Annotated in this window: 14 protein-coding genes; 6 read left to right on the top strand and 8 right to left on the bottom strand. The window is 53.5% G+C overall.

The window, feature by feature from the left end; all coding sequences use genetic code 11:
- Positions 1-388: 388 nt before the first annotated feature.
- The 3 genes from folP to TLL_RS07715 are packed head-to-tail and all read right to left on the bottom strand — an operon-like array spanning position 389 to position 4173.
- Entirely contained in the window at positions 389-1231 is an 843-nt protein-coding gene (gene folP, locus TLL_RS07725; protein ID WP_011057362.1) for a dihydropteroate synthase, read from the bottom strand.
- The gene (locus TLL_RS07720; protein WP_011057361.1) at positions 1228-2661 is read right to left on the bottom strand and encodes an MFS transporter; all 1434 of its coding nucleotides are present in this window, start codon (positions 2659-2661) and stop codon (positions 1228-1230) included. Before TLL_RS07720 ends, folP begins: the two co-directional genes overlap by 4 nt.
- A gap of 33 nt (positions 2662-2694) precedes the next feature.
- Positions 2695-4173, bottom strand: coding sequence for a phosphoglucomutase/phosphomannomutase family protein (locus tag TLL_RS07715; protein WP_164920889.1), 1479 nt, complete (start codon positions 4171-4173; stop codon positions 2695-2697).
- 191 nt (positions 4174-4364) lie between these two features.
- Here TLL_RS07715 and TLL_RS07710 point away from each other — a divergent pair, with 191 nt between their 5' ends.
- From TLL_RS07710 to cofG, 5 genes are all read left to right on the top strand, one after another.
- Positions 4365-4967 carry a superoxide dismutase gene (locus tag TLL_RS07710; protein ID WP_011057359.1) on the top strand — a complete coding sequence of 201 codons (603 nt, stop codon included), beginning with the start codon at positions 4365-4367 and terminating at the stop codon, positions 4965-4967.
- Positions 4968-5180: 213 nt separating this feature from the next.
- Positions 5181-6173 carry a CHAD domain-containing protein gene (locus TLL_RS07705; RefSeq protein WP_011057358.1) on the top strand — a complete coding sequence of 331 codons (993 nt, stop codon included), beginning with the start codon at positions 5181-5183 and terminating at the stop codon, positions 6171-6173.
- A 119-nt stretch (positions 6174-6292) separates the two neighbouring features.
- Positions 6293-6538 (top strand): ferredoxin-thioredoxin reductase variable chain, encoded by a 246-nt coding sequence (locus tag TLL_RS07700; RefSeq protein ID WP_011057357.1) that lies wholly within the window; start codon positions 6293-6295, stop codon positions 6536-6538.
- A gap of 11 nt (positions 6539-6549) precedes the next feature.
- The gene (locus TLL_RS07695; protein WP_011057356.1) at positions 6550-6783 is read left to right on the top strand and encodes a hypothetical protein; all 234 of its coding nucleotides are present in this window, start codon (positions 6550-6552) and stop codon (positions 6781-6783) included.
- A 60-nt stretch (positions 6784-6843) separates the two neighbouring features.
- Positions 6844-7791 carry a 7,8-didemethyl-8-hydroxy-5-deazariboflavin synthase subunit CofG gene (gene cofG / locus TLL_RS07690; protein WP_011057355.1) on the top strand — a complete coding sequence of 316 codons (948 nt, stop codon included), beginning with the start codon at positions 6844-6846 and terminating at the stop codon, positions 7789-7791.
- Here the strand turns inward: cofG and rsmI are convergent.
- From rsmI to TLL_RS07675, 3 genes are read right to left on the bottom strand one after another with little or no spacing between them, the layout of a single operon-like run.
- Positions 7772-8617, bottom strand: a complete 846-nt coding sequence (gene rsmI / locus TLL_RS07685) for a 16S rRNA (cytidine(1402)-2'-O)-methyltransferase (RefSeq protein WP_011057354.1) — start codon at positions 8615-8617, stop codon at positions 7772-7774. The two genes, cofG and rsmI, sit on opposite strands and share 20 nt — an antisense overlap.
- Positions 8617-9219, bottom strand: a complete 603-nt coding sequence (cbiT, locus tag TLL_RS07680; RefSeq protein WP_011057353.1) for a precorrin-6Y C5,15-methyltransferase subunit CbiT — start codon at positions 9217-9219, stop codon at positions 8617-8619. The genes rsmI and cbiT overlap by 1 nt, the downstream gene beginning before the upstream one ends.
- A gap of 18 nt (positions 9220-9237) precedes the next feature.
- Entirely contained in the window at positions 9238-9717 is a 480-nt protein-coding gene (locus TLL_RS07675) for an RNA recognition motif domain-containing protein (RefSeq protein WP_164920888.1), read from the bottom strand.
- 341 nt (positions 9718-10058) lie between these two features.
- On the opposite strand from TLL_RS07675, the gene bchI reads away from it, so the two are divergent.
- Positions 10059-11126: a magnesium chelatase ATPase subunit I gene (gene bchI, locus TLL_RS07670; RefSeq protein ID WP_318261318.1), complete on the top strand. Its 1068-nt coding sequence runs from the start codon at positions 10059-10061 to the stop codon at positions 11124-11126.
- Between the two features lies 1 nt (position 11127).
- Here bchI and TLL_RS07665 read toward each other — a convergent pair whose 3' ends face one another.
- Together TLL_RS07665 and TLL_RS07660 are read right to left on the bottom strand one after the other, a co-directional pair.
- Positions 11128-11478, bottom strand: coding sequence for a hypothetical protein (locus TLL_RS07665; protein ID WP_164920886.1), 351 nt, complete (start codon positions 11476-11478; stop codon positions 11128-11130).
- Between the two features lie 56 nt (positions 11479-11534).
- Positions 11535-12008, bottom strand: a complete 474-nt coding sequence (locus TLL_RS07660; RefSeq protein WP_011057349.1) for a hypothetical protein — start codon at positions 12006-12008, stop codon at positions 11535-11537.
- Between the last annotated feature and the right edge of the window lie 828 nt (positions 12009-12836).

Genomic DNA, 12836 nt, shown 5'->3' with positions numbered 1-12836 from the left:
ACAAAACGATTTTACTTAGTGGCGGCAGGGCATTCCGACACTTAAAACGGACGTGGAGAGAAGGTCAGACTTTCGATTTGGCAGCACATCTTTGTGAAGCGTCAACCCCATTCAGCGATCGCTCTAAGCAAGTGAGGTGGCGAAGAATCGCCGTACCTTTAGATCGGTGAGGCTGTCAACTAATCAAGCCGGCAGCGCTCAGGGCGAGCGTCCATTGGCCAATTTCCCTAAGAAAAGCGCTCTAGTGCACGACCCGCTGCCCCCACCCATGACTTCAGGATGGGTGAGCCGCACATCCAAGCCGGCGCCGAGGGCGTCAAAGGTTTCTGCGGTTGCAGCCGCGACTTTTTCTGATAGCCGTTGGTGTCCTCAAATGGTTTGAGTCTCCCTAGGGCGATCGCCAGAGCGCATCGGCCATCCGACACACCTGCACCATGGCTGCCACATCATGGACACGCACCATCGCCACCCCTTGGGCAATGGCATGGCAGCAGACTGCTGCGGTACCCCAAACTCGGTCTTTAGGATGGGGCAGGTTCAGGACATCGCCAATAAAGCGTTTGCGCGAAGGGCCAAGGAGGATCGGGTAGCCAAGGGTGTGAAATTGCCGCAATTCCCGTAAAAGGGTGAGGTTTTGGGGCGTGGTTTTCGCAAAGCCAATGCCGGGATCAATCATCAGGTGCTCAGGAGGAATGCCGCTGGCGATCGCCCGCTGGGTCTGTTCCTGAAAATAGCGAAGCAAATCGCCAATCAAATCCTCGTAGTCCGTGAATTGCTGCATCGTGGCTGGGGTTCCCCGCCGATGCATGAGGATATAGGGCACCCCCAATGCCGCTACCGTGGTAAACATCTCAGGATCCGCCTGTCCCCCTGAAACATCGTTAACGATATTGGCACCTGCGGCCACCGCTGCCTGAGCAACCACCGCATGGGTGGTATCAATGGAAATGGGAATTTGGGACTGCTGACGGATGCCCTCGATCACAGGCAATACCCGAGCCAACTCAGCGCTAATGGGCACTTCACTCGCTCCCGGACGCGTGGACTCCCCCCCTACATCAATGACATCAACGCCGGCGGCAACCATTTCTAGGCCATGGGCAACGGCACTGGCAGGATTAAAAAAGTCACCACCATCGCTAAAACTGTCGGGGGTGATATTCAAGATGCCCATAATGTAGGTGCGCTCTCCCCACACAAAGGTGCGATCGCCTACAGACCAACCCTTCATGCCTCAGTCCCTCCTTGGCGTCTGGCGTGCAACTGCAAAACAATCTCTTGATGGACAGCGTGGGTAATGGGATAGAGATAGGCCAAAATCATACCCACCATAAGAAAGAGCGTTGGCAAAGGTCCAATGGCAATGCGAATTGCCAAGAGTGCCGAGGGAGGCTGCACTGGGGGTGGAGCACCGGCAACAGTGGAAATATAACCCGCCCACTGCAAAGCCTGACCCACTAAGAATAGACCGAGGGCAAGACCAATTTTTTGCAGCAGCACCATAAAGGCATAGAAAATCCCCTCCCGCCGCTGGCCACTCTGGAGTTCGTCCAGATCAATCACATCCGGAATCATTGACCAAGGGATAAGATAAGCGGTCGAAACCCCAAAGCCCGCCAGAATTGCACAGACATATACCAGCGCTGTCTGTCCTGGCTGCAACAAAAAGAGCCCACCCTGGGCAATGATCCAGAGGCTCATCCCCATAAAGTACACTGCCTTCTTACCCAGGCGACGACTCACAGCACTCCAGACAAAGAGCATGATCATAGCGGTTGCTTGAACCGTCAGCGCCACTTGGGTATAGGCCGCGGCGGACATCTGCAACCAATCGCCAATAAAAAAGGGAATCAGCGAGGCAGTCATTTGCACCGCCAGCCAAGAACACAGGTAGATTCCCATCACATAAAGAAAGGGACGATTGCTAAACACGAGCCGCAGTTGCGTTTGCAGTGGTAAGGGGCGTTGCTCAGGGTTGTGGATACCGCGTTCAAAGGCCTGCACCTGCTGCCGTGTTCCCCAGACACACCAATAGATGGGCAAAACCGACAAGACGGCGGCAATGCCCCCGAGGATCAAGTACTGGGCTTGGGGATCGGAAATGTTCTGGAACACAACCTGAGCAAGGAGTAAGGAGCCAATGCTACCCCCAATGGAAAAGGCAAAGCGAAAACTATTAAGGGTGGTGCGTTCGTTGTAATCTTCAGTGAGCTCTGGTGTGAGGGCGGTATAGGGCAGGTTTACTGCCGTGTAAAACGTGTTAAACAATAGGCCAATGAGGACGTAGTAGCCAAAGAGCAACCCTTGATCCGTCGTTGGTACCCACCAGTTCAAGAAAAAACTCAAACCAAAGGGAATCGCAGCTGCCATCATCCAGATGTGGCGGCGTCCCCACTTGCCCACGGGGGTGCGATCGCTGAGGTAGCCGATGATCGGGTCATTCATGGCATCCCAAATTTTGCTAATCATTAGCACACTTCCCGCCAAGCCAGCATTGAGTCCAGCGACATTGGTCAAGAACACCATCAGGAAAAACACCTGTAGATTGGCAGTGATGGCAGCTCCAAGATCGCCGGCGCCAAAGGCGAGTTTTGTCCATAGGGAAAGGGAGGGAGGGGCACCAGTGGCAGCGGCATTTTGACTGGATGGGTCTAGTGGCATGATGCTTTGTCCATTGCAATTGTTGTTTAACGATTAGCCAGTAACTGCAACTGCCCATTGACTGGCCCATTGTAGAATGTGCTGGACCTGTTCAGGGGTTTTCCCTTGGCAGTAGAGGCGTAGCAGGGGTTCGGTGCCACTAAAGCGAATCAGTAACCAACCGCCATCGGCCAGATGGAACTTGTAGCCGTCAATGGTGTCCCAGTGGCTCACAGGACTATCCAAAATCTGGGTGAAGGGATGCTCCCCTAGGAGTGCTTCTAGTTTTTGCCGCTGCGCCAAAGAGGTGAGGGTGAGATCAACGCGATCGTAGGCACTGTAAAAGTTTGTGGTTAACTGCAGCTGCTGATAGTATTCCCCCACACTTAAGCCGGAGGTCACCAGGGCCTGTAGGAGGTACAGTGCCGACAGCAGAGCATCTCGCTCAGGAAGGTGGTGGCCGTAGCCGATTCCCCCTGATTCTTCACCGCCTAAGAGGACCGCTTCCCCGGCCAGCATGCGATCGCCAATGTACTTGAAGCCAATGGGCGTTTCAATCACCGCTAACCCATGGTGGGCTGCCACTCGCGCCACCAGATCGGAACTGCTAATGGATTTAATCACTGCCCCCCGATAGGGACTGTGCTGTGCTAAATGGTCAATCAAGATGGGAATCATTTCTTGGGCAGTGTACAATACCCCCTCGCCATCAATGACTGCTAGGCGATCAGCATCACCGTCAAAGACTAAGCACACTGTGGGGGTGGCACTGTGCTGTTGCCGCAGTCGTTCTTGGGTAGCGGCTAAATAACGGCCAATGGGTTCAGGGGCGCCGCTGCCAAAGAGGGGATCGCGATCGCGCCGAAACTCTTCTATGGGCCAATCTAACAATCGCTCTAGTCCCCCAGCAGCAACCCCATGCATGACATCAGCACAAACGTGCAGTTTACCCGTGGCGATCGCCTCACGAATGGGGCTAGGATCAACATGGGTGCGCAACGCCGCACAATAGCTGGGCCACGGATCAAAGGTTTGATAGTCTGTTTTGGCCTCACCCACAGGTGGCGGCTCCCCTTGAGCTAACTGCGCCTCAATAGCTTCGGTAACAGGCGTGGGTACTGATCCACCAAAGGCGCCCTTCACCTTGAGTCCTGCATAAATACCGGGATTGTGACTGGCCGTAATGACCAAGCCACCAATGGCTCCCTCCGCTTTGACAGCCCAGCTAAAGGCCGGTGTGGGTGCCGCACAGTTAGAAAGCCAAACCTCATAGCCTTGGCTTGTGAGGAATTGGGCAACGGCTGTAGCAAAGTGTTCCGCTAAGAACCGGCGATCGTAGCCGACAATTATTCGCGGCGTCCTGCCATCGCCATAGGTTTGATAAAGTACTGCCGCCGCTGCCTTGGCTGCCCGCAGCAGACGGTTAAAGGTAAACTCAGCCCCAATGATGCCGCGCCAACCATCGGTACCAAAGCGAATTGGGGCATCCTCAGGAATCAACACTTGATCTAGGCGCAGGACAGAACCAACCATAGAGCCTAAGACCCAAAACTCTTCTGAACATATCATGCTGCGGCTCAGGCCTTTTCCGAAGGGGAAAGGAGGATGATATAATTATTGCGAATTGTTAATTAGGCGATGGGCACTGCTGCTAGGTGCCTTTTGGCAATGACTGATCTCTAGTAGCCTAAACTTGCATCACCTTCAGAGAGGTATTGAACACTATGGCATTTGTACAAGAACCCCTTCCCTTTGATCCGGGTGCCCTTGAACCCTATGGCATGTCTGCGAAAACCCTTGAATTTCACTATGGCAAACACCATAAGGGCTACGTGGATAACCTCAATAAGCTGACTCAAGATACCGAACTCGCTGACAAATCCCTTGAAGATGTCATTCGCACAACCTATGGCGATGCTGCCAAAGTGGGCATCTTCAACAATGCCGCTCAAGTGTGGAATCACACCTTCTTCTGGAATAGCCTCAAGCCAGGTGGCGGTGGTGTGCCTACGGGTGATGTGGCCGCTCGGATCAACAGTGCTTTTGGGAGCTACGACGAATTCAAAGCCCAGTTCAAAAATGCCGCGGCGACCCAATTTGGCAGTGGTTGGGCATGGCTGGTGCTCGAAGCTGGCACACTGAAGGTGACTAAAACTGCCAATGCCGAAAACCCCTTAGTTCACGGTCAAGTGCCCCTACTGACGATTGATGTTTGGGAGCACGCCTACTATCTCGACTACCAAAACCGTCGTCCCGACTTTATTGATAACTTCCTGAACCAATTGGTGAACTGGGATTTTGTTGCTAAGAACTTGGCGGCTGCCTAAGATTCCCAATTGTTTATTTGGCGGTTACTGAATGACTTCACTGAACCCCCGTTCCGGTTGAGGGGGGTTTTTTGTTGCCAAGCAGTGATTTAGCCACAACCGTAGAATATAGTCGAATATAGTGAAGTTAAAATTAAGAAAAAAGTAGCCTTGGTTAATAAACGTTAGTTTGATGGTGGTATTCCTTCGGGCGTTGAGCAGGGAGGGCGTTTTATGGAGACCCTAGAGCATATCGCATACGCTGCTTTTGAAAAGTACTACCGCAAAATTAGCAAACACGAGCCGGGAGTGATTCGCGATCGCGATGTTGAGGCGATTCATCAGATGCGCGTGGGTTTGCGCCGCCTGCGCACCGCTCTGGAGGTGTTTCGTAATACGGTACGTTTGCCTAAGGGGGTCTCCATTGAGCGGGTACGGGCGATCGCCGGCAGCCTCAGTCCCGTACGGGATTTGGATGTGATGATGCTGGCGCTCAAAGAGCAGTATTACCCTCACCTGCCCCGCTCTGAGCAACAACAACTGGCCAAGCTCATTAAAAAGCTCGAAAAGCAACGGGCAGAACTGTTGCAAAAAGCGCTTCAATTGCTGCGCAGCGATCGCTATCGCAAATTGCAACAGGGTCTAGAAGAATGGCTCGCTGCCCCTCAATATCGTGCAATTGCCAACTTACCCACGGAACTGATTGCCCCCGACATCCTATTGCCCTTGGTGTGTGCGCTCCTGCTGCATCCGGGGTGGCAAGTGGCGATTGAATGGCAGGGCGATCGCCCCCTCTTCCTGACAGTCAGTCACCCGCCCCAGTGGCTGCAAACGGCGGGTGAGGATCTCCACGATCTGCGCAAGCAAATCAAACGGGTACGCTATCAAATGGAACTCTTTAGCGGTGTCTATGGAGACGCCTTCAACGAACAGGTGAGTGCTTTTGCGCAGTTGCAAGAACTCCTAGGAACACTTCACGATGGTGTTGTCCTTGATGACTTTTTCCGTACCCAACTCGGCCTCAATCTCCGTCAAGCCTCTCCTTGCCTGGCAGAAATGATTGCCCTTGAGCAAACACGCCAGTGGCAAACTTGGCGCTGTATCCAACAGGAATACCTCAGCCCCGAAAAACGCCATCAAGTGCGCTCACTGCTCCTGAGGCCACCAATGACAATGAGCGCCAATGGCAGCTCCCTCGATTATCCAATGATCTCCTCTGCCAACTGACAGAGGTTGGTGGGTAATGGTAACAATTGATTTTCAATTGTCCTAGGGCGATCGCCCTTGCCAGTCCGTATGCGACGATAAAAATAAAACCCCTGCCAGTCGAGGAGAGCAAACAACAAATGAGCGTTATGGAGCAACAAGCTTTAAGTGTTGGACTGCGGGTCCGCGTCAAGACCCCCACCATTGTCTATCACCATCCCGATCACCGCAATGAACCTTTTGATATTCAAGGGATGGAGGGGGAAATTTGCGCTGTTCTCAGCGACTGGCAAGGCCGTCCCATTAGTCCCAACTACCCGATTCAAGTGCGGTTTAGTCCCAAGTTTGTTGCCCACTTGCACCCCGACGAGCTGGAAGTGATTTAGGTACGCTCTCTATGCCTCCCCGTTGGCCCCGTAAGCCCGATCGTCGCGATCCGAGCTATCGCCGCTTGGACGATCGCATGAATTTTGCTGTCCATGTTGCCCTTTTTGCTGCGTTGAATTCCGGTGGCTGGTTTTGGCATCAGGTACAACCCACGGCGGTACCCTTTATGCCCACAGTCACACTCCTGTGGTTCACGTTGTTGGCAGGCCATGCCCTCTACGTCTTCGCGATCGCCCGTTATTAAGAAATCATCACCCTGAACGCAGTGGTGCTGAGATTAAGCGCACTTTTTCGTTAGTCTCCTATGGGCGATCGCACCATCACCTACAGTCCAGCCTTCACCCTTGTGCCGACCTATGAGTGTTTTAATCGCTGTACCTACTGTAATTTCCGGCAGGACATTGGCACGAGGGGTTGGCTGACTTTGAAGGCGGCGGCCAAGCAGTTAGCAGAGCTGGATCCGCAACGGGTACGGGAAATTCTCATTCTCAGTGGCGAAGTTGCCCCCAACAGTCCCCAGCGTTCCAAATGGTTAGAGCGTCTCTACGATCTAGCAGCCTTAGCGTTGGATCAGGGATTTTTGCCCCATACCAATGCGGGCCCCCTAACTCGAGCAGAAATGACCGCCCTCAAGGCAGTAAATGTCTCAATGGGGCTGATGCTGGAGCAGTTGACCCCCAAGTTGTTACAAGGTGTCCATCGCCATGCCCCCAGTAAGGATCCGCAACTTCGTTTACACCAACTGGAACAGGCCGGGGAACTGGGCATACCCTTCACGACGGGATTGCTCTTGGGCATTGGTGAAGCGCCCCAGGATTGGGCAGAGACTCTCACGGCCATTGCTGAGGGTCATCGGCGCTGGGGACATATTCAGGAGGTGATTCTGCAGCCCCACAGTCCCGGCCAGCAGCAGGCAGAGAGGCTACCCCCTTTTGATCTAAAGCAATTACCCCAAGTGGTGCAGTGGGCGCGATCGCTCTTGCCTGAGGACATCACGATTCAAATTCCTGCAAATCTAGTCACAGAACCAGAGGTCTTTCGGGCGTGCCTAGAAGCCGGTGCTCGCGACTTGGGGGGCATTGTCCCCTTGGATCATGTCAATCCAGACTATCCCCACACCGATCTAGCCGTGCTCAAGGAACAATTACAGGCCTGGGGGTGGGAATTAGTGCCACGACTGCCAGTTTATCCGCAGTTTGTGGATTGGTTGCCGCCACCCTTAAAGGAGAAGGTTAAGGAGATTCCTGTTTAAGCTGGAGCCCTAGTTGATAGATGTCACGCCGCGAAAGCCCCGTCAGAGCTGCCAGTTGACGGCTGGCTTGGGTAAGCGAAAGACCTTGGTTGAGCAGTGTTGCCAATTCGTCGGCGAGATGATTGGGGTTCACGGCCAGAGAATGTTCAGGGGCACCGGCTAAAACCAGTGTGTATTCGCCCCGGGGGGGATGCTCCTGGAGATAAGTGCAGGCAGTACCGAGGGTGCCCCGCCAAAATTCTTCGTGGCGCTTGGTCAGTTCGCGGGCAAGTACAACAGGGCGATCGCTCCCCAAGACCTGACATAATTCTGCTACCGTTTGCACCAGGCGATGGGGGGCTTCATAGAGAAGCATCGTGCGCGTTTCCTGTTGCAATGCTGCGAGTCGCTGCTGGCGATCGCGCCCCTTAGTCGGCAAAAACCCTTCAAAACAAAAGCGATTCATCGGTAATCCTGCGGCCATCAAAGCCGTTAAGGCAGCATTCGCACCGGGAATCGGCGTCACGGGAATCCCTCCAGCAATACAGGCAGCAATGAGTTCATAGCCGGGATCTGACACCCCCGGTAGGCCCGCATCACTGACGAGCGCGATCTGTTGACCCGCCTCTAGGCGCTGAAGCAATTGGGGGACTCGCTGTTGGGTATTGTGCTCATGGAGACTCAGTTGGGGAGTGGTAATGCCAAAATGCTGTAGGAGGCGGCCAGTGTGGCGTGTATCCTCGGCAGCAATGAGATCCACTTCCTTGAGAATTCGTAGGGCACGAGCGCTCATGTCCTCAAGGTTGCCAATGGGGGTGCCCACCACCCACAATTGCCCAATACCCATTAGGCGATTTTTTCTCCACTGAGAATAAAGATTGGTTCCACGGCTGCAAAAATTTGATGGCCGCCCCGCGTTTCCAGACGATTGATCACCGATTGCACCACCTCTAGGCTGCGGGCTTGGACTGTTGCGAAACCCTCAGAGAGGGCATAGAGATTTTCTAAGCTACTGGCGATCGCCACCAAGCGACCACCGGGGGCAAGATACTCCCACGCTCGCAGTAAAACTTCTTTGATGGGGCGCCCCCCCTCCAGGCAAATCCGCTGCGGTCTGCGACGTAGCTGAGGAAAGCAGTCTGGAGCCAAACCGGCAACAATCTGTACATTCTTGACGCCAAAGCGATCGCAATTGCGCTGGATCAGATCAACGACTTCCTCATCCCGTTCAATGGCAATCACCTGTCCCCGCTTTGCCAAGCGTGCTGCCTCAACAGCAATTGTACCTGTGCCTGCTCCCACATCCCAAAGGCAAGAGTCCGGTTCAAGCCGCAAATAGGAGAGCATCAATAACCGCGTTTCCCGTTGGGTGAGGGGAATACCTGGTAATCGCTCAAAGAGACCGTCGGGGATACCCGGAGTAACAAATGGCCAGGGATCCACCGTCATAGAAACAGCCTAAAACCCTTAAGCGTTACTGCTTTGAGCGAGGAGCCGTTCTTTGAGCTGTGCTAAGGCATCTGCCCAGCGGGGATCGGGTTGAGCGGCTTCCGTGTCCATGGAGCTATATTCAGTCGGCGCAGAATTGACTTGAGTACGCCGCCCATTATTTTTGTTATTTTTGCGGTTATTGCTGCGGCTGTTGGGAGTGGATTTTTCTGCCGCTGCTTCTTCTTTTTCTTTAGCTTCAGACTTGGGCTTGTCGTTGGCCTTTTCAATCTTGAGGGGATTGTCCTTAAAAGTGTAGCCGTTGAGTTTCTCAATCACCTGATCCGCCACTTCTTCGGATTCGACAGTGACAAAGCCAAATCCCCGGCACTTGCCAGTCTTACGATCCGTAATCAGTTTAGTGGTACCCACTTCGCCCACTTCCTGGTTAAATAGGGCTTCTAACTCTTCGCGGCTCAAATCACGCGGCAGATTGCCCACATACAAACGCACAGACATAAAGAAACCTCCCTTAGGCAGCTTAAAAACAACATGGTTGAAAAATGGACACTCGGGCGTGAGAAACCGCTCGTAACCAAGGCCTAGAGCCAAGACTGGCATGTAAAGACCCGGCTTTTGTTAGTGGTGTAGAATGGCTCAACTGGTTCACAGCGATTGTTGCTAATTGAGAACCTTGGTGGGTGGAGCAGAGCACGGCAAATGGGTGCACTTAGCTCTTCAGTTATCTCTAGCTAGGGTACCACGCTTTCTCCCCCTAGGGCTAGGATTTTGCGGAAAAATTTTGCTGTGGCAGCACAAACGCAATGTGGCACAATAGTCAATGCTGTTTTTGCGATGTGATGCCTGTGACTGCGACTGCTGTCCCTCGTCGGCCTGTTTTTCCCTTTGCGGCAATTGTCGGTCAAGACGAAATGAAACTGTCATTGTTGCTCAATGTCATTGACCCCAAAATTGGTGGGGTGATGATCATGGGCGATCGCGGCACGGGCAAATCAACCACTATTCGTGCCCTAGCGGATTTGCTGCCAGAAATTGAGGTGGTTGCCGATGACCCCTTCAATAGTCACCCCAGTGATCCCGATCTCATGAGCGATGCCGTGAAGGTGGCTGTGGCAGCCGGTGAACCCATTCACACCATCAAGAAAAAGGTACCCATGGTGGATCTGCCCCTGGGAGCCACAGAAGATCGGGTGTGCGGCACGATTGACATTGAAAAAGCCCTTGCTGAGGGGGTGAAAGCCTTTGAGCCGGGACTGTTGGCCAAGGCAAATCGCGGCATTCTCTATGTGGATGAGGTGAACCTGCTGGATGATCACTTAGTGGATGTCCTCCTGGATGCCGCTGCCTCCGGCTGGAATACCGTTGAGCGTGAGGGGATTTCAATTCGTCATCCAGCCCGCTTTGTCCTAGTTGGCTCTGGTAATCCTGAAGAAGGGGAATTGCGACCCCAACTGCTAGATCGCTTTGGCATGCACGCTGAGATTCGCACCGTCAAGGACCCAACCCTGCGGGTGGAAATTGTGGAACAGCGATCGCAATTTGATCAAAATCCCGAGGCCTTTTTGGCGAAATACCAGGCGCAACAGGAAGCCCTGCAAGCCAAGTTGGTCGCTGCCCAAGCCCTATTGCCCAAGGTCACCATTGACCACGAGCTGCGAGTGAAAATTTCCCAAGTGTGTGCTGAGCTGGATGTGGACGGCCTGCGGGGAGACATTGTCACTAACCGCGCGGCCAAGGCCTTGGCGGCCTTTGAGGGACGCACGGAGGTCACTGTTGAGGATATTGCGCGGGTGATTGTTCTCTGTCTGCGGCACCGATTGCGCAAGGATCCCCTAGAGTCTATTGACTCCGGCTACAAGGTCGGCAAAGTCTTCCAAGAGGTTTTTGGGGTGGAGATTGCGACCTAGGCTACGATGATTGCAATTGCTCTAGTCCCCACTCGTAGAGCGATCGCGCCACCCCTTTTTGATGCATTTGCTCTTCACCCATTGGCTTTTTGAGAACTTCGCGAAGGATGTTTAACAGCCCGTGGTGAATGTCTGCGGGGGATACCTCTGGGGAAACATCTGCCAACTGACTCAACTCTGCAGGGCTGAGCGCCCGGTTGCGGTGAACGACGCCATTGCGATATTCATTGACCGTCCTTAGCTTTTTCACAAAAGAATCATCTGGCGATCGCTGCTCCACTTTTATCCATGCTTGCCAAAGCACCCCCAATGTTGGATCCCGAATAGTTGCCTTCCCCCAAGAATTCCTCACCTAAGTGCCCCTGAGTGCGCCAATCTTCCTGTTCGCATTGCCAAAACAGGAGCCGCTCAAGCATCTGGGCAAATTGCATAAAGGCTAGGGTATCGTTCTCCTGCTGCAAGCTCAGACAGTAGCTCAAATTCCCAAATTTTCAGGAACTTGCTGTTGGCTGTTGCACTATTGGGACAACGATTGACCGTTGCCTCACACCACTGCTGTCGTTGATCTTTGTGAATCACTGCTTTGGTAGGCTTTTGATCCAGCCAGCCTTTCCCCTGAATTCCCTCGAGAAAATCCTGAATCCTCCAGTTGGTTACTAATGAAAGGCGATCGGCCAATTGATAGAGCGCCTCATAGCGATCGCGATGGGCGGCCAGGAGTACCTTTTCGGCAGTAAAGTCACCCCGTTTCCATACTTCGGCAATCCGCTGTTGCTCCAGTGGCCAAAAGACCGCACCTAAAGACACCACTTCAAAATATTCAGCGCCACGCGCAGATGGATGAGCGAGATCAAAGAACGGTTGCGGCTCTGTAGGAATCATCTTTACCTCCGAGAGACCCCTTCCTTTAGGGAGGGGAGGGATAGGAGCGATAGTCTGTGACTGCCAAGTATAGTTGTGTTACTCACAGAATAATCGCTATAATGTGAGGCGTGGAGTGCGACACGAAGCCGCTTAAGTTGATGGACCCACTAGCCCAACAAGCTAGAATGGGACCGGTTGTTCCCCCAGCTGTAGCCTAGGGAGGCATGCGTGACTGGCAACGGTCAGGTATGAAGCCCTCCCGACAACGTAGCCCGAACCGTAAGGTTGGAGCTGAATCCGTGAGGAGGAAGCAACTTCACCAGCGTCAGGTGATAGGGAGCTAGGCTTAAGGGTATGGTGAACGCAAGTGAAGTGACGTTAGAAGCCCCGTTATCACATACAGGCCAAAGACGCTGACAGGCCTGAGCCAAAACGGCAAGCGGACAAGATACAACGCTTCCACGTCGGTGTACGGGGATGTTGATCCGTCGGGGCATAGTCAGCACCTAACCCCTCGTGTCAACTAAGCGGAACGTGGTAAGCCCGTATCTTCGCCTTGAACATTCAAGGCAGGCAAACCGCAAGGAAAGCTGATGAGGGTGCGGGTAGAGGAGGCGGGAAAAAGCGAATGCTAGCCTGTAATGGGCTAGATAGGGATTGAGAATGTTGGCAGGACATTCAACATCATCCGACTCGAAAGAGGGCAGACTTCCCGCTGGTCCCCGATTACGGGAAAACCTACAGAACCTCCCTAATGGTGACAAAGCAAATGGCGGTGATCTTGAGTCACTGGTGCGGTCACCAACCTTCCACCAAACCTTCCACCAAAGGTAGAGAGGCTGTAGA

Origin of the sequence: Thermosynechococcus vestitus BP-1 (assembly GCF_000011345.1) — a bacterium.
Lineage (GTDB): Bacteria > Cyanobacteriota > Cyanobacteriia > Thermosynechococcales > Thermosynechococcaceae > Thermosynechococcus > Thermosynechococcus vestitus.
Note: the sequence above shows the minus strand (reverse complement) of the source record. Positions and strands in the feature narration are given on the sequence as shown.